This window comes from Tropicibacter naphthalenivorans (assembly GCF_900176475.1).
GTDB lineage: Bacteria > Pseudomonadota > Alphaproteobacteria > Rhodobacterales > Rhodobacteraceae > Tropicibacter > Tropicibacter naphthalenivorans.
Map to the genome: position 1 here is coordinate 125,071 of NZ_FWXX01000010.1, position 19,434 is coordinate 144,504.

At 62.8% G+C, this 19,434-nt stretch carries 17 protein-coding genes and 1 pseudogene; 11 read left to right on the forward strand and 7 right to left on the reverse strand.

The genetic code is table 11. The features are described 5' to 3' along the window. Window positions 1-27 precede the first annotated feature (27 nt). From B9A11_RS17665 to B9A11_RS17675, 3 genes are read right to left on the reverse strand one after another with little or no spacing between them, the layout of a single operon-like run. The gene (locus B9A11_RS17665; protein ID WP_234988890.1) at window positions 28-345 is read right to left on the reverse strand and encodes an SHOCT domain-containing protein; all 318 of its coding nucleotides are present in this window, start codon (window positions 343-345) and stop codon (window positions 28-30) included. Further along, window positions 342-1,751, reverse strand: a complete 1,410-nt coding sequence (locus B9A11_RS17670; protein ID WP_058249083.1) for an ATP-binding protein — start codon at window positions 1,749-1,751, stop codon at window positions 342-344. The genes B9A11_RS17665 and B9A11_RS17670 overlap by 4 nt, the downstream gene beginning before the upstream one ends. Beyond that, window positions 1,748-2,470, reverse strand: coding sequence for a response regulator (locus B9A11_RS17675; protein WP_058249084.1), 723 nt, complete (start codon window positions 2,468-2,470; stop codon window positions 1,748-1,750). Before B9A11_RS17675 ends, B9A11_RS17670 begins: the two co-directional genes overlap by 4 nt. Window positions 2,471-2,638: 168 nt before the next feature. Here B9A11_RS17675 and B9A11_RS22310 point away from each other — a divergent pair, with 168 nt between their 5' ends. The 6 genes from B9A11_RS22310 to B9A11_RS17705 are packed head-to-tail and all read left to right on the forward strand — an operon-like array spanning window position 2,639 to window position 8,473. Further along, a complete protein-coding gene (locus tag B9A11_RS22310; RefSeq protein ID WP_058249085.1) occupies window positions 2,639-3,166 on the forward strand; it encodes an EF-hand domain-containing protein in 528 nt (175 codons plus the stop codon). Between the two features lie 60 nt (window positions 3,167-3,226). Then, window positions 3,227-3,613, forward strand: a complete 387-nt coding sequence (locus B9A11_RS17685) for a DUF302 domain-containing protein (RefSeq protein ID WP_058249086.1) — start codon at window positions 3,227-3,229, stop codon at window positions 3,611-3,613. Beyond that, window positions 3,603-4,076: a rhodanese-like domain-containing protein gene (locus B9A11_RS17690; protein WP_106268377.1), complete on the forward strand. Its 474-nt coding sequence runs from the start codon at window positions 3,603-3,605 to the stop codon at window positions 4,074-4,076. The genes B9A11_RS17685 and B9A11_RS17690 overlap by 11 nt, the downstream gene beginning before the upstream one ends. Before the next feature lie 16 nt (window positions 4,077-4,092). Continuing rightward, a complete protein-coding gene (locus B9A11_RS17695; RefSeq protein ID WP_234988891.1) occupies window positions 4,093-4,770 on the forward strand; it encodes a TVP38/TMEM64 family protein in 678 nt (225 codons plus the stop codon). Continuing rightward, window positions 4,767-6,080, forward strand: coding sequence for an APC family permease (locus B9A11_RS17700; RefSeq protein WP_058249088.1), 1,314 nt, complete (start codon window positions 4,767-4,769; stop codon window positions 6,078-6,080). The genes B9A11_RS17695 and B9A11_RS17700 overlap by 4 nt, the downstream gene beginning before the upstream one ends. A gap of 50 nt (window positions 6,081-6,130) precedes the next feature. Continuing rightward, window positions 6,131-8,473 (forward strand): heavy metal translocating P-type ATPase, encoded by a 2,343-nt coding sequence (locus tag B9A11_RS17705; RefSeq protein WP_058249089.1) that lies wholly within the window; start codon window positions 6,131-6,133, stop codon window positions 8,471-8,473. A 41-nt stretch (window positions 8,474-8,514) separates the two neighbouring features. Here B9A11_RS17705 and B9A11_RS17710 read toward each other — a convergent pair. The 4 genes and pseudogenes from B9A11_RS17710 to B9A11_RS17720 form a co-directional block, all read right to left on the reverse strand. Continuing rightward, window positions 8,515-9,525, reverse strand: a pseudogene (locus tag B9A11_RS17710) (IS30 family transposase). A 162-nt stretch (window positions 9,526-9,687) separates the two neighbouring features. Then, window positions 9,688-9,858 (reverse strand): hypothetical protein, encoded by a 171-nt coding sequence (locus tag B9A11_RS21455; protein ID WP_159452517.1) that lies wholly within the window; start codon window positions 9,856-9,858, stop codon window positions 9,688-9,690. Window positions 9,859-10,024: 166 nt separating this feature from the next. Beyond that, complete coding sequence (locus tag B9A11_RS17715) at window positions 10,025-10,675, reverse strand: hypothetical protein (RefSeq protein ID WP_083499942.1); 651 nt, start codon at window positions 10,673-10,675, stop codon at window positions 10,025-10,027. 4 nt (window positions 10,676-10,679) lie between these two features. Then, on the reverse strand, window positions 10,680-11,399 hold the full coding sequence (locus B9A11_RS17720) for a ParA family protein (protein WP_058249091.1): 720 nt from the start codon (window positions 11,397-11,399) through the stop codon (window positions 10,680-10,682). Window positions 11,400-11,889: 490 nt separating this feature from the next. Between B9A11_RS17720 and mobC the strand changes: the two genes are divergently transcribed. The 5 genes from mobC to B9A11_RS17750 all read left to right on the forward strand — a co-directional run bounded on the left by mobC (window position 11,890) and on the right by B9A11_RS17750 (window position 19,241). Continuing rightward, window positions 11,890-12,477 (forward strand): plasmid mobilization relaxosome protein MobC, encoded by a 588-nt coding sequence (gene mobC / locus B9A11_RS17725; protein WP_058249092.1) that lies wholly within the window; start codon window positions 11,890-11,892, stop codon window positions 12,475-12,477. Further along, window positions 12,464-14,812 carry a relaxase/mobilization nuclease domain-containing protein gene (locus B9A11_RS17730; protein ID WP_058249093.1) on the forward strand — a complete coding sequence of 783 codons (2,349 nt, stop codon included), beginning with the start codon at window positions 12,464-12,466 and terminating at the stop codon, window positions 14,810-14,812. Before mobC ends, B9A11_RS17730 begins: the two co-directional genes overlap by 14 nt. Further along, on the forward strand, window positions 14,805-16,787 hold the full coding sequence (locus B9A11_RS17735) for a type IV secretory system conjugative DNA transfer family protein (RefSeq protein ID WP_058249094.1): 1,983 nt from the start codon (window positions 14,805-14,807) through the stop codon (window positions 16,785-16,787). Before B9A11_RS17730 ends, B9A11_RS17735 begins: the two co-directional genes overlap by 8 nt. 364 nt (window positions 16,788-17,151) lie before the next feature. Next, complete coding sequence (locus B9A11_RS17740) at window positions 17,152-18,315, forward strand: helix-turn-helix domain-containing protein (protein WP_058249095.1); 1,164 nt, start codon at window positions 17,152-17,154, stop codon at window positions 18,313-18,315. A gap of 431 nt (window positions 18,316-18,746) precedes the next feature. Continuing rightward, window positions 18,747-19,241, forward strand: coding sequence for a hypothetical protein (locus B9A11_RS17750; RefSeq protein ID WP_058249097.1), 495 nt, complete (start codon window positions 18,747-18,749; stop codon window positions 19,239-19,241). Window positions 19,242-19,434 lie beyond the last annotated feature (193 nt).

Sequence of the window (19,434 nt, forward strand, 5' to 3'; positions counted from 1 at the left end):
GCTTGGCCTCCCTCGGGGGTGTCGCGGTTATTTGTCCAGCGCAGCTTTGCGACGCTGGAACTCCTCTTCGTCGATCTCGCCCCGCGCATAGCGCAGGCGCAGTTCCTCAAGGGGATCCGGCGCATCGGACACGGCTGGCCCGCTGTCGCCACGGCCCGTCAGCCGCATCACGACCAGTACGACGATCGCAATCACGAGGCCCCAGAACAGCAGCATCCCGAACCCGCCAAGGCCAAATCCGAAACCGCCCATGCCATAGCCGTTCATCATGCCGTCATCGGCATCGGCCAGCGCAGGTGCTGCGCCGGCCAGCGCCGCGCCCAGTGAAATCAGGATCTGTCTCATGGTGTTTCTCCTTCGGTGTTGGCCGCATGTCCGTTCGGCAGCCGCACCCGTGCCCGCAACCCGCCTTCGGGCCGGTTCGTCAGAGTGACATCGCCGCCATGCGACTGGATGATCGTCCGGGCGATGGACAGTCCCAGCCCATGCCCGCCGGTTTCCAGCGACCGCGACTCTTCGAGCCGCACAAACGGGTCAAAGACCTTGTCCAACTGGTCCTCGGGGATGCCCGGTCCGTCGTCGTCAACGATCAGAACCACCTCCCCGCCAGTCTTTTGCCAATCGATGCGCGCCATATGGCCGTAGCGCAGGGCGTTTTCGATCAGGTTGCGCAAGGCGCGGCGCATGGCGTTGGGGCGCAAGCGCAGTTCGGTGTCGTCGGCTCCCAGCAGGTCGACCCCGGCGGGCAGGGTCTGGCACAGAGCGCCGAGGTAGTCGTGCAGATTGACGCGTTCGGGCTGCTCTGATCCGGTCAGTCCGCGTGCGAAAGTCAACGTTGCCTCGACCATGCCCTGCATTTCCTCGACCGAGGCGACGATGCTGTCGCGGGTTTCGTCGTCGTCGACCATCTCGGCACGCACCCGCATCGCCGTCAGGGGCGAGCGCAGGTCGTGCCCCAGCGCCGCCAGCATCCGCGTCCGGTCATTGACGAAGCGGGTCAGGCGTTCCTGCATCCGGTTGAAGGAAACCGTCAGGTCGCGGACCTCGGTCGGGCCGGCAACGGGCAGTTCAGGCACGTCCTCGCCCCGCCCCAGCCGGTCGGCGGCCCGCGCCAGCCGCCGCAGCGGGCCGGTCAACCGCGTCATGACGAACCAGATCACCACGATCAGCAGCACCGTAGCCGACAGCACAAAGGCCAGCATGGATTCCAGCGGCCACTGGATCGGCGGGCGTTCGAAGCGGGTGCCCACATTCAGCCAGTGCCCCCCGGAAATGGCTATGGATAGGTTCATCTCGATGGCTGTCAGCTCGCCCCGCATCATCGCCATGTGCATCTCTGTCATCTCGCGCGACAGATTGGCGAGCGGCATCAACTGGCCCTCGATCTGGTGAAGCTCGACACGGATGTCGCGGCTGTAGCTGTCATCCAGCAGGGTACGGATGCGGCTTTCGACCAGACCGCCATCGGAATGGTCGCTGTGCTGAACCAAGGCCGTCTGCGACAGGTCGAACCGCACGAGAGGCGAATTTGCCGCCCGCAGGATCGAGGCATGCAGATCGGGTGGCGCCTCTTCGATCAGGCGCGCCACGTTGGCTGCACGCCCCGCCGCCTCGAAGCCAAGCGCCGCACGGATCGCAAGGCTGCGCTCGTCGGCGAACAGCAGCAGGCTGATGATCTGCGCCACGGTCAGCGCCGCTACGATCAGCAGGACCAACTGCCAGCGCAGCGTCATCGCGGCACGCAGGCTCATGCCTCGGCCTCGACATCGCAGGCAAGGCTGTAGCCGCCATTGCGCACCGTCTTAATGATGCGCGGGCGCAACACGTCGGGCTCGATCTTGCGGCGCAGGCGGCTGATCTGGTTGTCGATGGTGCGGTCCAGCGGTCCGGCCATGCGGCCTGCCGTCAGGTCCAGCAACTGATCCCGGCTCAGCACAATGCGCGGGCGTTCCAAAAAGACCGACAGCAGCTTGAACTCAGCGCTGGTCAGCGCCGTTTCGGCGCCCGATTCGTCGCGCAGAATCTGCCGGTCCGTGTCCAGTAGCAGGTGGGCAAAACGCACCGTCTGGCCCGCCAGCCGCCCGGCCATGGGGGCTTCGCGCGTGGTCCGCCGCAGGACGGACTTGATCCGGGCAAGCAATTCGCGGGGATTGAACGGCTTGGCCAGATAGTCATCCGCCCCCAGCTCCAGCCCGACGATCCGGTCGGTTTCCTCACCAAGGGCGGTCAGAAGGATGATGGGCAGATCGCCTTGCGGCGACAGACGGCGACAGACGGACAGGCCGTCCTCGCCCGGCATCATGACGTCCAGCACCATCAGGTCGAATTGGCCGACCGCAAGGCAGGCATCCATTTCGGCCGCATCCTTGGCTGCGGTGGCGCGCACCCCGTTCTTTTGCAGAAACCGCGTGACGCTTTCGCGGATCTGGGCGTGATCGTCGACCACGAGAATATGCGGTTGCTGTCCCATGCGCCCCTTCTAACGGACCGGGGCCGGGAACTTCACCGGTCGATTTGTAGCGGTTTGTATCACGCCCCGGCTTTGCGACAGATCGTTACAAATCCGGGGCTGCATGTCGCCCGAAAACAGCGTTTGACTGGGGCCGGAAACGACACTCTCAAGCGAAAGGAGCACACGATGCCCCGATTTACACAAGCTGTCTCTGTTCTTGCGGTTCTGGCACTGACCGCAGCGCCCGCCCTTGCGGACTCAGACCACCACACCGGAAACGGCGCCGGCCCGACGGGCGGTGACATGGCGATTCCCCAGATGAATGGCGACATGCACAACACCATGATGCAGATGATGATGCGGATGCACGCGGGCGGCGACATGCCGATGATGGGCATGGGGTCCTCCGCAATGGGGATGATGGACCGCGACATGATGCAGATGATGCGCCCCATGATGGGCCCGTCCGGTGACGGCATGGGGGACATGGGCGACATGATGCGGCAAGGCATGATGTCCCATGACGGCGACGGGGACGACAGCCTGAGCCTTGACGAATTCGCCGATTGGCACGCACAGATGATGAAGGAGACGATGGTCGATCGCTTCCAGCATCTCGATGCCGACGGCGACGGCAAGATCACCGGTTCCGAAATGCAGGGCTTTGCCGGGCGGATCGGTTCCATGCCGAGGATGGACCCCGCGCAGGAATGAGCCAGTTACACGGGCATGGCCCCGGCAATCGGGCCATGCCGCAACGATAGGAGACCTGCCATGAGCTATACCCATGACCGCCTGCTGAGCGGCGTGTCGATCGACGACGCCGACATGCGCGTGCGCGCAGCCCTGTCCGAGGCGGGGTTCGGCGTGCTGACCGAAATCGACGTCAAGGCGACGATGAAAAAGAAGATCGACGCCGAAATGGAGGGCTACCGCATCCTTGGTGCCTGCAATCCCAAGATGGCGTATGAGGCCATCGGGCTGGAACCGCGCGTCGGCGCGATGCTGCCCTGCAACGTCATCCTGCGCGAAGTCGAGGGCGGCACCGAAGTCAGCGCGATCGATCCCGTCGCGTCGATGGCGGCAATCGACAACGACCAGTTGCACGCCGTCGCGGGCCAGGTCCGCGACATGCTGATGGGGGCTGTCGATGCGGCCTGATCGCACGCGGCGGTTCGTGCTGGCAGGGCTGGCGGCTTCGGGCGCGGCGCCGTTTGCAGTTCCTTCCTGGGCGCAGGGCACGGGCGCATGGTCCGCCGGTCAGGCTTATGATGCGCTGTTGAACGATACTGCGCGGGTGATCGACATCCGCTCTCGCGAGGAATGGCAGGAAACCGGGATCGGCGCCGGGGTCTGGCCGATCAGCATGCACGAAGCCCGCTTTGCCGACCGCCTCTTTGCGGCCCGCTCCCACGCGGGCGAGCGCACCGTCGGGCTGATCTGCGCCACGGGCGGGCGGTCGCTGTCGGTGCTGGGCGCGTTGATGCGGGCGGGCTACACCGGGTATGCCGATATCTCCGAGGGGATGCTGGGCTCCGGGGCCGGGCCGGGCTGGATCGCCGCCGGGCTGCCCGTGGTGCCGCTGGATGCGGCGCTTGCATCCCTCCCAGAGGCGCTGACCTGACATGACCGGGCGCGGCGTGGATCGGTTCAGTCCGGCGCTTCGCCCCTTTGTGTGGATCGCGGCGGCGCTGCTTGGCGCGCTGGCCCTGTACTGGCTGCTGGGTGGGCAGATGCCGACGATCGACCGCGCGCGGGTCGAAACTTGGGTCCATGCCGCGGGCCCTTGGGGGCCTGTCGCCGTTGTCGCACTGATGACCGCCGCCGTTGTCGCCAGCCCGATCCCCAGCGCGCCCATCGCGCTGGCGGCAGGTGCCGCCTATGGGCACTATGCCGGGGCAGCCTACGTCGCCCTCGGGTCCGAGATCGGCGCGGTCATCGCCTTTGCCCTTGCCAGGACGCTCGGGCGCGGCACGGTCGAGCGTTTATTGGGCCACAGTGCCGATCGCGGGCTGTTCGGTTCGCAAAACGCATTGACACTGACGGTCTTTGTCAGCCGCCTGCTGCCCTTCGTATCGTTCGACGCGATGAGTTATGCCGCCGGACTGAGCCGCCTGCACGCCTGGCGCTTTGCGCTGGCGACGATGGCCGGAATCCTGCCCGCCAGCTTCGTTCTGGCCCATGTGGGCAGCGTCGCCATGCAGGGAGATTTCGGGTCGGCGGAATGGCTGGCCCTCGGCCTGGGGCTGGTCACGGCGGTACCGCTGCTGGTGCTGGCCTTGCGGCACCGGGACGATGACAAGAGGAATACGGAATGACTTCGGACTATCGCAAGAACAGCCTGACCCTGCTGGATGCCATCGCCATGGGTACCGGCGTGATGATCGGCGCCGGGATCCTCGCGCTGACCGGTCAGATCGCAGCTTTGGCGGGGCCGCTCTTCCCCTTCGCCTTCATCGCCGGTGCCGTTGTCACCGCCTTCAGCGCCTACACCTATGTCAAGATGTCGAACGCCTACCCCTCTGCGGGCGGCATAGGGATGATCTTGCAAAAAGCCTATGGCCCAACGACTGTCGCCGCCGGGGCCGCCCTGCTGATGGCGCTGTCGATGGTCATCAACGAAAGCCTCGTGGCGCGGACCTTTGCCACCTACCTGCTGCGCGGGCTCGACATGCCGCGCGACACATGGCTTGTGCCCGCCATCGGCGTGAGCGTCATCGTGTTTGCGTGGCTGGTCAATGTCGCGGGCAACCGGTCCGTCGGCTGGCTGTCGGTGCTGATGGCAGCGCTGAAGGTCGGGGGCATCACCGTTTTCGGCATAGCAGCGCTTTGGGCGGGCGGGATCAGCTTCGAGGCGACCGGGGGACAGCAAGACACCGGGATCACCGGATTTGTCGCCTCGATGGCTCTGGCGATCCTTGCCTTCAAGGGGTTCACGACCATCACGAACAGCGGGGCCGAAATCACGAACCCGCACCGCAACGTTGGCCGTGCCATCATCGTTTCCATCGCCATCTGTACGCTGGTCTACCTGTTGGTCGCCTTTGCCGTCGGCAGCAGTCTGCCGCTGGACCGGATCGTTGCTGCACGGGACTATGCGCTGGCCGAGGCCGCGGAACCGGCCCTGGGGCGGACCGGGTTCTACCTGACCGTCGGCCTGGCGCTCGTGGCGACGGCCTCCGGCCTGATCGCCAGCGTCTTTGCCGTGTCCCGCATGCTGGCCATGCTGACCGAGATGCGGATGATCCCGCACAGCCATTTCGGCATGCCCGGCGTCATCCGCGACCACACCTTAGTCTACACGGTTGTGATTGCCACGCTGCTGACCATCTTCTTCGATCTCGGACGCATCGCGTCGCTGGGGGCGTTCTTCTATCTGGTGATGGACATGCTGATCCATTGGGGAGTGTTCCGCAATCTGCGGACCGAGGTGGGCGCGCGCGGCTGGGTCTTGCTGACCGCAATCGGATTGGACGCCGTCGTGTTGGCTGCCTTTGCCGGGATGAAGGTGCAGGCCGACCCTTGGATCGTGGTGATCGCAGGTGTCGGAATGATCATCGTTTTTGGCTTCGAGCACATCTTCTTGCGTCGGCACCCGCCCAAAATGCATCACCATCACGGCGCTTGACCTTCCCCTTGCTGGAGGGCCCATGACTGATACGGGAAAGGACTTCGATCATGCCCGACCATGCCCACCACTCCCATTCGCAGCATGCCCCGATCCCGGCTGGCGCCCCTACGGCCACGGACCCGGTCTGTGGTATGACCATCGAAGTCAAGGACGACACCCGAACGCAGACCTTTGGAGGAGAGACCCATCATTTCTGCTCGGCCTCCTGCGAGGACAGGTTCAAGGCTGACCCGTGGTTCTATGCGTCCGGCAATGCCGACAAGACAGGCCAACAGGCCCAACCCGGCACGCAATGGACCTGCCCCATGCACCCCGAGATCGTCCGCGACGAACCGGGGGCCTGCCCGATCTGCGGCATGGCGCTGGAACCGATGCTACCCAGCGACGAACCGTCCGAAGAACTGACCGACTTCACCCGCCGGATGTGGATCAGCGCCGCGGCGGCGGTGCCTTTGGTCATCCTGACGATGGGAGAGCTTGTCGGCCTGCCCGTCCGCGACTGGCTGGGTCACCGTATCGCGACCTACATCGAATTCCTGTTGGCCACGCCCATCGTCCTGTGGGCCGCGCTGCCGTTCTTCAGACGCGGGCTGGACTCGTTCCGCAACCTGTCACCCAACATGTGGACGCTGATCTCGCTTGGGGTCGGGTCGGCATATGTCTATTCGATCTTTGCCACCTTCCTGCCAAGTGTCTTCCCCGAGGACTACCGGATGGGCGAAGGCGTCGGCACCTATTTCGAGGCCTCGGTCGTCATCGTCGCCCTGATTTTCGTCGGGCAGGTGCTGGAACTCCGCGCGCGCGAACGCACCGGCGATGCGATCCGCGCCCTGCTGGACCTTGCTCCAAAGACCGCTCGCCGCATCCTGCCCGATGGCGAGGAATACGATGCGCCGCTGGAAAACGTGGTCGCGGGCGACATGCTGCGCGTCCGCCCCGGCGACAGCATTCCGGTGGATGCCGAAGTGGTCGAGGGTCGGTCCTCGGTTGATGAAAGCATGATCACCGGCGAACCCGTGCCCATCGAAAAGACCGCAGGCGACCGCGTCACCGGCGGCACGATCAACAAGAATGGCACGCTGGCGATCCGCGCCACGCAAGTCGGTGCCGACACGGTGCTTTCCCAGATCGTCGACATGGTCGCGGGCGCCCGCCGGTCGCGGGCGCCAATCCAAGGTCTGGCAGACCGGGTTTCGGCGATCTTCGTACCCACCGTGGTCGGTATTGCAACGCTGGCCTTCTTCGCGTGGCTTTTGATCGGTCCTGACCCGGCGCTGGCGTTTGCCATCACCGCCGCCGTTTCCGTACTGATCATCGCCTGCCCCTGTGCGCTGGGGCTGGCTACGCCGATCTCGATCACCACCGCCGCCGGGCGTGGCGCGCAGGCGGGCGTGCTGATCAAGGACGCCGAGGCACTGGAGCGCATGGCCCGCGTCGATACCGTCATCGTCGACAAGACCGGCACGCTGACCATGGGCAAGCCCACCCTGACCGACGTGGTCGGCCTGTCGGGCGCGAACGAGGCTGACGTGCTGGCCTATGCCGCCGCCCTGGAACGCGGCTCCGAACACCCTCTGGCCGAAGCCATCGTTCAGGGTGCACGGGACAGGGGCGCCCCACGCCACGACGCAAGTGAATTCGATGCGGTAACGGGCAAAGGCGTCACCGGACGGGTTGAAGGCCGCGATGTGGCTCTTGGCAACCCGGCGTTGATGGCGGCTCTGGGGGTCGACACGTCTGCTGGGGACGCGCCCGCCGATGCGATGCGCGCGGACGGTAAGACGGCCATGTATGTTGCCCTTGACGGAACGCTGGCCGGTCTGGTCGCCGTTGCCGACCCGATCAAGGACACGACCGCCGCAGCGATCCGCGACCTGCACGCGCTTGGCCTTAGGGTCATCATGGCGACCGGCGACAACCAGCGCACCGCCGAAGCGGTCGCGCGCCAACTCGATATCGACGAGGTCCGCGCGGGCGTTCTGCCCGAGGACAAGAAATCCCTTGTCGAGGAGTTGCGTGCGCAAGGCGCCTATATCGCGATGGCCGGCGACGGGGTGAATGACGCCCCTGCCCTTGCCGCCGCCGATGTCGGGATTGCCATGGGCACCGGAGCCGACGTGGCTGTCGAAAGCGCAGGGATCACCCTTCTGGGCGGCGACCTGACCGGCATTGTACGCGCCCGCAAACTGGCCACCGCAACGCTTCGCAACATCAAGGAAAACCTGTTCTTTGCCTTCGCCTACAACGCTGCAGGCGTACCCATCGCCGCTGGCATCCTGTACCCGTTCATCGGGCTTCTATTGTCGCCGATGATCGCTGCCGCTGCGATGAGCCTGTCTTCCGTATCGGTCATCGGCAACGCACTTCGGTTGCGACGCGCCGAATTGTAGTTTGTGAACTCACGCCGAAGTGCAAAGCCTGACACCTGAGCCTATTCCAGCCGGTTACTGATCTCCAGCAGGCGGCTTTCGAAGACCACGGCGGGTGTTCTGTAGCCGAGGCATTTCCTTGGCGTGGAGTTGAGCTTCCGGCAGATGGTGCGCAGCCGCTTCGGGGTCAGCGTGGTCGGATCGGTTGTGCGGGGCAGGTCCCGGCGCAATCGGTTGTTGGTGTTCTCGACGGTGCCCTTCTGCCAAGGTGCCTGCGGGTCACAGAACCAGCTGTCGGTGCCCATGCCGTCCTTCAGCTGCGGCCTGGCCGAGAACTCAGTGCCGCGGTCGAAGGTGATCGAACGTCGGGCATCGGCAGGCAGTTTCGACAGGCCGCCGATCAGCGCCTCCACGATCGGTTTTGACTGGCGATCTTCGTTGCGGAGCACCACGGTCAACCGGCTGACGCGCTCGACCAGCGAGGTGACGTTGACCTTGCCGTGCTCCTTGCGGAACATCATCAGATCACACTCCCAGTGTCCGAATTCCTGACGTTCAGCCACCTCGTCGGGGCGATTGCGAAGGCTCTGGGCCTCGAAGATATGCCCATGCTGGTGGCGCCTCTGGCCACGTGGTCGGCGGCGCCTGCGATGCTCGGATAGATGGCGGTGGAATTGCACGGCCCGACCTTCCTTGGAATAGGCGAAGCGGTAGATGGTTTCATGGCTGACGCGGATCGGATGCCGTTCCAGCCGCATCCGGCCAGCGATCTGTTCCGGCGACCATCCTGATTTCAGGGCGTCCTCCACGGCGGCCTTGATCTCGGGATGGCGGATCAGCTTTCGATGGATCGCACGACGCTCCTCGTAGATCTTCTGCGCGAGGAGGGCGTGGTAGCCGTTCAGCTCGGGCATCTCCTTGTCTTCAAAGACATTCCTGCGCAGCTCGCGATAGATCGTCGACGGCGCGCGGCCCAGATGATCCGCGATTTCCGGAACCGGCATCTTCGCTTAACTCCACTTCGCAATCTTCCGGCGTTCCTCGAAAGTCAGGTGAGGGTAGCAGCGGCCCATTTACATTCTCCATGCAAGATTCTGGTTTCATACAGAATTTGCACTTCATTTGTGAATCCACCGTTGAAGGCTCAAATCTCCGATAATGGGCGATTATGCGAAGAGCTTCTTCTGCTGACGGACAGAGCTACTCGCTCCAGATGATCGACAGCTTAGGCGGTCCTAAACTGGACCACCCATCGGCTCATAAAGCACGCCCTGAACCTCGCCATCGAGCCACCAGGGCTGAAGTTCTCCGTTGTCCCATTCATAGAGATGGCCGACCAGTTTGCCCGACGTTTTGGAGACGATTCTCATGATGGCTTTTCCGGTCAAACGCGGGGCTTGGGACATGGTGAACTCCTTCCAACTCGTCATGCAAAGCGATTGATTTGCATCGCTGTTACATTCTTGGCCGCCTCTTATTGGCGTCATGCTGCACTCGCAACATGCAATCCAAAGTTGACAAGGGGCTGCGCGGATTCTTGCGTTTGTGATCGATAACCTTGCTTGCGAGGCGCTAGCCATCGTCGGACGTTTTGTTGGCGGCATCCGGTGCGTGTGGGTCTTCGCTTTGCGCTCTAGCTCCGGTCAACTCAGCCAGAATCTTGTCGATCTCCTGCCAGACCAGCGGCTCGAGCTGGCCGCGGATCAGCGACCACTTGCTGCAGACGTCGAGCGGATCCTCAGCGGCCATGATCACGGTCAAGGCCTCCGCATCCACAGCCACGGTCGTGCGCATCCGCCAGGAAGACGGCTTCGCAGTTCGGTCGCATCTCGGCGGAACGAACTCCGGCTTCATCTTCCAGTGCTTTGTCGCGCGCCTCAACGCAGCACGAACGACATGGGCCGGATTGATGCCGCAGGCTTTCAGGTCGGCTGCCTGGCGCTCGAGAGCGGTCACCCGCACATCCACTTTCCGGGTCCGAGTGGATTGAGGCTGCCCAGCACCTGTCAAAGGTTTCACGACATCAGGAACAGCTACGGCATGGGGCGCCGGTGTCCGTTCGGGCGTCAACGGCTGTGACCCTTGACCCACCTGCGTATTCGTATCCCGTTCCAGATCAGATCTGGTTTCCTCGTGAAATTGCGGTTCGACAGACGCAGTGATCTTCAGACCCGCAGCATAGCTGGGGTCCGGACGCGTGATGGTCGGGATCTTCTTGCGCATGACGTCAAGCCGCGAGGATGTTGTTGAGGATGTCGGTCGCTTCCTCGAGGGCCTCGACCATGTGGCGGACATGGGGACGCATCAGGGGATTTGGATCAGCCTGCTTGCGAAGCGCTATAGCGTGCAACAGCCCCTTCTCATCCATCTCCTTGTAAGCGTTCCGTCGCAGCATCACGGTCTCGATAAGCGGAAATATCCCGATGGCGTTCTCGATCAGCGCCGCATCCGCCTTGGTGGTCTTGGGGTCCACCATGTTCAGGATGATATGATGCCGGGGCAGCGCGGTAGCGTCGTCTACGCGCGCGGCGAGCTGCCGGAACCAATCCACCGTCTGTCCACCCACGTCGAAATCCGAGGTCGAGAGCATGACCGGGGTGACGATGTGATCGGCGAGCACCGCGATCTCGTCGGACCATTCGGCCCCTACCCCGGCGGTGTCGATGAAGATGAAATCCGCCGAGCCGTCCAGGTAAACCTGCTCGATCATCCGGTCGACATCGCCGACGCTTTCCGCCACCGACGAGCGCAGGTGCGGTGAGCCATACCCTGCCCCTTCGGCGCGCGCGTGCCAGGACGACAGCACGCCAGTGCTGTCGGTATCGATGAGCATCACCCGGCGGCCGGCTGCGACGGCGGCGCTGATCAGCGCGCGGGAGAGCGTGGTCTTGCCACTCCCCCCCTTCCGGGCCATCGCAGCGATCACCACAAGGTTGTCGTTGGGCATCTGGGCATCTCCGGCAAAAATGGTGAAACGTCGCAAAACGATTGCCGCGTCGGTATCCCGACCAATTGTGGACGTCAAGCATTGTGCGGACCGCGCGAGACATAGGGCAGTCGGCGTGGCGCACTCTCCGGGGTGCGGATCGCACGCAGCACCCGACACGGGACGCGGTCCGTGCCGCAGGGTGCGTAGCTAAGTCAGCGTGTGACGCGGCGCACTGGACGTGAGTCGGGTGCCGGACAACAGACAGCATCCCGCAGAGAACGGCAGGCAGAAGACGGGAAACGGGCCGCGGAACGCGGAAGACGGGGCGCGAAGCGCATCTCGCGGGCTGCAGAATGCAGCGCGCGGGATGCACTCCGCAGAAGGCGTCAAATCGCCCCTGCAGGGCGATTTTCTACATTGAGTACAAGCCCTTATAGCCGACTCCACTTGCGTTGGGAGTCGGCGGGCTTGTACGAAGTTGGCAAGAAATAGGAACGTTAACTTCAAAATGCCCCGCCGTCGCAGACTGTCAGAGATCGAACGATCGACCATCGCCCAGGAGCGCCGGAACGGCGTCTCCGCGGCGTCATTGGCCGCGCGCTATGATGTCAGCCTGAAGACGATCTACAACGTGGTGAACCACCGGGATGAGCGTCAGACAGCGAACGGCAGCCGATCGCGGGTTGTGGGGATCCGGGTCTCGGACGACGACCTGCGCCGGTTCGACGCGGCGCTGTCGCGGCGCGGGATTGCGCACCGCTCGGATGCCATGCGCCGCCTGATGCTGGCGGCCGAAGGTGTCTTCCTGCCCGACGACGAGATGTGTGACGAGTTGCGCAATCTCGGCGCCGCGCTCAACCGGGTCGGCAACAATGTGAACCAGATCGCGCGACGTCTGAACGAGGCCAAGCTGCGGGGCGAGAGACTGTCCTACCCGGCCTCAAGCCACCGTGACGTCCGCGCCCTTGCGGGTCTGGTCTTCGATCTGGCCGACCAGGTTCAGGAGATGTCGCGTGCGCGGCGCAGCGTGCTGGACCTTGAGATCAGCTCTACCCTGGCGGACCTCGCCGAGAGGGATGAAAATGGCGCGGAGTGACCGGGTCCGTGGCATCGACCCGGCGCTATTTGACCGCGGCTGGAGCCGAGTTTCGGGATCCTGGCAGGGGCTTTCCAAGGGCGCGCAGATGGTTCGGGCCGCGCGCGGCTATTCGCCAGCGATCTTCAAGGCTATCTCGAAAGGGGGCTGCCACACCGGGGCGCAGCTACGGGCTCAGCTCACATATCTCACGACGAAGTCGACCCATATCCTCGACAGTCGCGGCACCCATGACGGGAAGAAGCAGCTCTCGGAAGCCGAGATCAACCGAGTGGCGCGGCGGTTCGAGAACCAGTGGAACGAGCGCTACAGCCCCAAGCTTGGCCATACGTCGCATCTCCTGATGGCATTCCCGGTTGGGACCAGGGGTGAAGAGGTGCGCGATATCACCCAGGCGGTCTGCGAGAAGTTCTTTCAAGGTGAGGGGTCGCAATTCGACTATATTGCTGCAATACACCAAGATCGCGCGCATCCACATGCGCATATCGTTCTGAACCGCCGCAGCAAGGATGGCGAAATGTTCTTTCTCGGGAAGGATCATCACTTCAACTACGACGCCTTTCGCGAGGCGATGGTCGAGGCGGCCCAAGTTCATGGGATCCGCCTTGAGGCGACGCGCCGTCTGGATCGCGGCGTCACGACCTACCGCGCCGAGATCGATGAAATCTACAAGGCCCGCGACGAGGGCCGTCCCCCTGTCGAGCGCCAGAGAACCGGCGCTGACCTGGCGGCCGCTTTGGAAACTGTCCGACAGAATGCCCTGATCTATCGCGGGCTCGCGGCGGAGGCGTCACGCTCGAATTTCGAAGACGTGGCCGAAGCGCTCGAGAGGGCCAGCACCATCCTTGCCAGTGGCGGTCAGATTCAATCTGACGGAGCCATCTACATGTCCCAAGACGAAGCAGCGTTCGACACGCTGATCACCGAGTTTTCTCAGAACATTCGCCAGATCGAGGCGGCGATCGACAGGGCGCCGGCGGCCGAGAGGCCGGTGATCGAGCGCAAGCTGACCGACGTTCTGGCCTCGGTCGCGCATTTGAACCCGCTCGGGGATCGCTCCGCCGCCCTGCTCGATGCCCCATCCCGGGACGGCATCTATGCAAGGCCGAACTTAAGTGAAGAACATCTCGCGCGTCTTGACGATGGAGAGGTGGCACCAAAGCTGGCCGAGGCGTTGCAAGGCATGGGCATCGATGCCGAGGCTGTGGCCGCGCGCCTGCGGGAGGGGGCAGCCAATGCCGCATTGGAGCGCCAGTGGCTGGCACAGGATCTGCAGGGGATTGCCAAAGCAAGCGACCTCGATCTGGAGAAATCTGCGGACCGGGAAGAAGCGCTCGACCGACTGGAAGCCGTGCATGTTCGGTTGGGCGATGTCCTGACCGACGTACGCGTCCTGCGTGCGCCAACCGAGATCGACGAGGTGGACAACGCTGAGCCAGCGCTCGGCGAGCGGTTGGCGGCACCCGGGGGTGATCTCGAGAAGGACGGGCCCGACATTTTTGCCCCATCGGAGCGGCAGGCGTTCAGGGCGCTGGTGGCGCAGTTCCGTCGGACGGATTTCGATCATCCGTTCTCCGACGACCCGTCTGTAAGGCGGGCCGGCGCCGTGGAGGTTGAAGAGGCCCGCGTCGCGTTCGACGCCTATGCGCATAGATCTCCGCAACATGCCGAATTGGCCTCGATGGCTTGGGAACAGATGACTGACAGTCGAATGCCGCCGCAATATGCGGTATCGGAGCAGGACCGCACGCTTCATGCTGGCGACATGGACCTCGCCTTGCGGGATCCTTCGGATCATCTCGGTCCGATCACCGAAGAGCTCCGCACCCTCGCCCGCTATCGCACGGAGATGCCGGATGACGAGTTCGGGCAGGCCGTTAGGCGCGAAATCAATCACCTGCGTTCGCTCGGTGCGTCGCGTGCCTATATCAGCGAGCGCAGTTTCGAGATCGAGGACCAGGCGCGACAGGACTACGCCGAGCGCCGGTATCTGGAGGAGACAGCGCCAACCGTCATGGCCATTGTGCGAAACGCCGACGTCGAGGGCCCACTCTCCGAGTCAGAGCAGCAGGACATCGTCCAGCAGATAAACGAGCGACTAAGCCCCGACGCAATCGACGCGCTGCGGGCCGGAAACGCGGACGTCCTGGAGAAGTTCACCGAGGATCCGCTGCGCCAGCTGGAACTCGCCAAGACCTATCTTCAAAGCAGCGAGGTCACCGCGCATGGCCCGGCCATGGAGCGCGTTCTCGATGCTCTGGCCGAAGAGCAGATCGAGGCGCAGCGCGCGCGCCACGCCGCGGCACATGGTGAGAAGGGGATCACCCATGGATAAAGGCAAGATTGCCCTAGGAGTTTTGAGCCTCGTGTTGGTCGGTCTCGCCATGGGCTATGTCGTGGCGACCGGCTTTGTCATGTTCCGCTATGGGCTTTCTCCCTCGCGTTTCGACGTCACCCTGCTTGCCCGCGAATATCGGGGTCTGTCTCAGTCTGCACCGAAAGACTTCCTCTGGGTGAACCTCATCCTGGGCGGCTTCGCCCTCACATCGCTGATGCTGAGCGTCACGCTTCTGGGGGATGCATTGACCCGCTTCGGGACGACGCATTGGCAGACCCGCAGCGAGATGAAGAGGAACGGTTTCTTTGCCAAGCCCGGCGGCGGCTTCCTTCTGGGTAAGCTCGGCTCCGCGAAGTCCAAGCGCCCGTTTCTCGTGTCAAAGACCTTCCCGCACGCACTGATCGTGGCGCCCACGGGCCGCGGCAAGGGCGTGGGCTTCGTGATTCCGAACCTGCTGACCTACAAGGGTTCGGCCGTAGTGCTCGACGTGAAAGGCGAGAACTTCCGCGAGACCTCGCGATTCCGCGCCAGCATGGGGGACAAGGTCTTCCGCTTCGCGCCGACCGACTGGGACCGACCGACGCATCGCTACAACCCGCTCGCGCGCATCGCCGCCATGACCAACCCCGACCGGCAGCAGATGGAGCTGAAACTCACCGCCAAGCTCTTCCTGCAGACCGACAATGAAAAGCTGAGCGGGCTTCTGGCCGGGGGTATCGACCTCTTCGTAGCGGCCGGTCTTCTGGCCTTCGAGCGCGGCGTGCCGACCATCGGCGAGATCTATCGGATCACCGCCTCGGGTGGCGACAAGCAGAAGGAATATCTCAAGCGTTCGCAGGAGGTGAAGAACACCTCGGCCAAGCTGATCTTCGAGCGCATGGCTTCGACCAACAACGACACCCTGACCTCCTACCTCTCCCTCCTGATGACCTCGGGTCTCGACACCTGGGACAACCGCGCGATCGACGCGGCCACCGCGACCTCTGACTTCTCATTCCGGGATATCCGCCGCCGCCCACATGCGATCTATCTTGTGGTCGAGTCAGAGATGATCCGACCGCTTGCACCGCTGATCCGCCTCTTCTTCTCGGACCTGATTGCCTCGCTGCAAGCGCAGGAACCCGGCGATGACGAGCCTTGGCCCGTGATGATCATGCTCGACGAGTTTGACCGGCTCGGGAAAATGCCAATCGTCGCCGAGAGCATCAAGACGCTGCGCTCCTTCGGCGGCAACCTCGCAATCGTGACACAGACGATCCCCGCGCTGGACGAGATCTATGGTGAAAACACCCGCAGGTCGCTTCAGGGCGGCGCAGGTGTGAAGCTCTACCTCACACCGTCCGAGCAGAAGACCATCGAGGAGTTAAGCCAGGCCGTCGGCAAGACCACCAAGCGCGTGGTGACCCGGTCACGCGCGGTCGGGCGCAATCCGTTTGAGGGGCGCAGCGTTTCGGAGAGGACAGAAGATACCCCGCTTCTGACAGAGGATGAGGCCCGGCGCATGGACCTCGACGAGGTCATCCTTGTGATCGACGCGCAAATGCCGATCCGGGCTAGAAGGGTGAAGTATTTCGAGGACCCGGCGTTTAAGGTTCTGCACGCCTGTCAATCGGGAAGCTTCCCATATCCGGACGAGGAAGGCCTGCGGCGGGACCGACAGATGTCCGAGACTCGCGAGACGGTCGAGAAGCTGAAGCAAGAGCTGCAGGAAGTGCGGGCGGCCGCAGGCGCAAATGGTTCTGGGGTAGCGACCTCACCGGCAACGGCGGAGATGCCCGCATCGAATACGCAGAGTTCCACGGCTTCGCGGCCAAATCGTGCGCGGGGTCGAGCAGCTCGCGCGGGAGCTAGTGGAGGTGGGCCAGTGCAGTTGTCATTTGATCCGGTGGGGCTGGGGCTCAAGGAGCCGGATAGGGCAGAACTGGCAGCTGCGGTCCAGACGACACGGGCCATCATTGCAGAATATGCGTGATGCGAGGACGTTGTTCTTGGGGTTCAGGGGATCGGACGGAACACGCATTCGACAATGTTGTTATCGCTTACGACATGGCCATCGGTGTGAAAGCGACCGAAGCCGCCACCGTATTTTGTGAGGAAGGCAAGCGGCCCGCCAAGGTACACTCTATGCGATTGCTGACGTATATTGCTTGATTTGGTTGCGCTGACTTGAGCATTCATCTCGGCAAAAATGGCACTAATTTTGTCACGTAAAAACAAATGTAGCCGAAAAGGAGGGCATTCCCAGCCAACTTTCCCCGATTTGTGACAGAAAATGCCAAATTTACATAGGATAAAATGGCACCTACCTTGATGTCATGGACACAAGGGAGGCACCGATGGCGTTCAAGGCAGAACTTCTCAAGAAGAAGCTGAAAGCAGAGGGGAAATCGCGCGACGAACTCGCCGCGGCGATCAAGAAGCATAAGCGCACAGTGAGTCGCTGGCTGGCGGGAACCAATCCGCCCAAGCCCAAGGATCTGGAGGCGATTGCCCGCGTTTTGAACTGCAAGCCTCAGGATTTCGATCCGTTCTTTGCCGACGTGGACTTGGGAGAAGTGTCCATCCAGGCCCATGTTTCTGCTGCGTCCCACAATGCCTACGAACTCATGCGTTGGCGTTATGGGGTCAGCCAGAAGCAGATCATGGAACTGGCACCCGTTCTCTTTTCCATTGTGGCCGGGCATGCACTGAGAGTGCCGGTGCAGGACGACGAAGTAGCTCGCCTTGCCTTTGAAAACGGCCTCTCCGATCCGCGTCTGCAGGGGGGGCACCTTGAGGACCAAGCCAGCAAGCTCAAAAAATGTTTCGGAATCGAGACGTCACACCCTGGCACCGAAACGTCGCGGAATCTGTTCAGCGAGGCAATCATTCGGCTGTCGGCGCAGATTTCAGACCATGTCGACACAAAGTGGTTCGTGGGGGCAGCGGCCGAAGAGGCCCCGAATGCGGCCGGATTTATATCGGACATTGAGCTCGTAGAGGCTCTCTCTGGGGGGCAACCGCAGCTGGCTGAGGCCATCGCGAAAGGTCGCATTCGGCTGTCCTCGGTTTTGCATCAGGCCAAGGAAGCCAAGGGCGGTGGCCTCTCGATTGAAGAGTTTGCTAAGGCCATTCGGGAAGCGCATGAGCAGGGCATGGAGGATCAGCGGAAGGCAGGTCTCAAGAAGCTGAAGGCCTGGCGCGCGTTCTATGCCGAACGCCATCCGGAACTGGCCGCGGAGTATGATGACCTCGTGGCGAAGCATTGCCATGAAGAAGGTTGGTACCCTGAGCGGTATACGGATGATGACCGTGTTCAAAGCTGGGTGAACCCGTTTCAGGAAGATCTGCATCTCAACGAAGATACGCTTTCTGAGTATCAGAGCCGCAAAGCTGCGGCCTCTGAAGGCGGCAAAATTGCCTTGGTTCTCCCGTTCGAAGATCCGATCTATCGCCGCTTTGAAGAACTCCAGCGTCACCGCTCCAAGCTCAAAAAGCAGTTCGAGGCGGAGTGGGCATGATGGCGGTGTGTGCAGACGCGTCTTTCGTCCTCAGCAACCATGCGGCAACGCGTATGGCCCAACGGAGTATTCGGCAAGACAGTCTCGAACTTGTCCTTTTGCATGGGACACGGGTCAAGGCGCGGCATGATTGCGAGGAGTACATCTTGTCAGGACGGACCGTCCGGCACCTGACAGCCGCTGGCCTCGATGGGGAGATGATTGCAGCTGCGACCAAGGTGAGAGCGATTGTCGACGCCGCAGGTAATGTCGTGACCTGTTATCACCAGCGCAAAGGCCGATCTCGACCGTTCCGCAGTAATTCCTGCCTTCGGAACACCAAGTACATGTGATTTTTCAAGGGACCGCAGAATGCGCTTCGTGTGGGTGGTACGCCCACGAACGATACCGCTGCGCGCTTATCTCAAGACCATGCAAGCGAAGGATGCAACATGTCCGCTATTATCTATCAATCCACAAAATTCTACCATGCGCGCGAACAGTATTTTGCCGTAGCGGGAGAGCACACGTTGCTCCGCCTGACCATTGGCAGCATCGGCGGCCACCAAGGCGGGGCCATCAAGACGGCCACCGCTAGCGATTTTGGTGCCCCGCCGATCTACCGGGACCGCGAAGCGTTGATCAACGCCCTGCAGGTGGGGATCCAGAACCTTGCCGGGGGCGAGGTGGACCTTTGCATCGACAGCGATGGCAAAGGCCGCAGGTTCGCCGAGATCTGCCTGTCCGGCACGCGGGATCAGTTGTTCGAAGCCCTTACTCTACTGGCCGATGAGATGGCCCGATATCTGGGGCAGCCGGCAGAGGTCGACCACACCGCCGGCTGCAGCGATCTTCGCGATCTATATGACGACCTGTGCATTGCCGAGGGCTCGCCGATTTATTTGTCGGATGGCGTGTATTTGGGATCTGACGGGCGGCTGCTCTAATGATGCAGGTAATGCAGGTCTCATCCCAGCAACCCGCATGCTGCGCGGCAAGTCCCACTCTTCGACGATCGAGAGGTTGCCCTCGCAGCGAGGCTTGTCTAGGACGTGTTGACAAAAGGGATTCACATCGGGCTTTGATCATGATTCAAGCTGGCATCTGCGATGGAGGCCAGTTTGGCACGAGCCCTTATGT

Excerpts from the sequence above, each read along its gene's own strand:
- B9A11_RS17720 (WP_058249091.1), bottom strand. The coding sequence starts at position 11,399 with ATGCCCAACGACAACCTTGTGGTGATCGCTGCGATGGCCCGGAAGGGG.
- mobC (WP_058249092.1), top strand. The coding sequence starts at position 11,890 with ATGCCCCGCCGTCGCAGACTGTCAGAGATCGAACGATCGACCATCGCC.
- B9A11_RS17670 (WP_058249083.1), bottom strand. The coding sequence starts at position 1,751 with ATGAGCCTGCGTGCCGCGATGACGCTGCGCTGGCAGTTGGTCCTGCTG.
- B9A11_RS17735 (WP_058249094.1), top strand. The coding sequence starts at position 14,805 with ATGGATAAAGGCAAGATTGCCCTAGGAGTTTTGAGCCTCGTGTTGGTC.
- B9A11_RS17690 (WP_106268377.1), top strand. The coding sequence starts at position 3,603 with ATGCGGCCTGATCGCACGCGGCGGTTCGTGCTGGCAGGGCTGGCGGCT.
- B9A11_RS17665 (WP_234988890.1), bottom strand. The coding sequence starts at position 345 with ATGAGACAGATCCTGATTTCACTGGGCGCGGCGCTGGCCGGCGCAGCA.
- B9A11_RS17685 (WP_058249086.1), top strand. The coding sequence starts at position 3,227 with ATGAGCTATACCCATGACCGCCTGCTGAGCGGCGTGTCGATCGACGAC.
- B9A11_RS17700 (WP_058249088.1), top strand. The coding sequence starts at position 4,767 with ATGACTTCGGACTATCGCAAGAACAGCCTGACCCTGCTGGATGCCATC.
- B9A11_RS22310 (WP_058249085.1), top strand. The coding sequence starts at position 2,639 with ATGCCCCGATTTACACAAGCTGTCTCTGTTCTTGCGGTTCTGGCACTG.
- B9A11_RS17740 (WP_058249095.1), top strand. The coding sequence starts at position 17,152 with ATGGCGTTCAAGGCAGAACTTCTCAAGAAGAAGCTGAAAGCAGAGGGG.
- B9A11_RS17750 (WP_058249097.1), top strand. The coding sequence starts at position 18,747 with ATGTCCGCTATTATCTATCAATCCACAAAATTCTACCATGCGCGCGAA.
- B9A11_RS17675 (WP_058249084.1), bottom strand. The coding sequence starts at position 2,470 with ATGGGACAGCAACCGCATATTCTCGTGGTCGACGATCACGCCCAGATC.
- B9A11_RS17730 (WP_058249093.1), top strand. The coding sequence starts at position 12,464 with ATGGCGCGGAGTGACCGGGTCCGTGGCATCGACCCGGCGCTATTTGAC.
- B9A11_RS17705 (WP_058249089.1), top strand. The coding sequence starts at position 6,131 with ATGCCCGACCATGCCCACCACTCCCATTCGCAGCATGCCCCGATCCCG.
- B9A11_RS17715 (WP_083499942.1), bottom strand. The coding sequence starts at position 10,675 with ATGCGCAAGAAGATCCCGACCATCACGCGTCCGGACCCCAGCTATGCT.
- B9A11_RS21455 (WP_159452517.1), bottom strand. The coding sequence starts at position 9,858 with ATGTCCCAAGCCCCGCGTTTGACCGGAAAAGCCATCATGAGAATCGTC.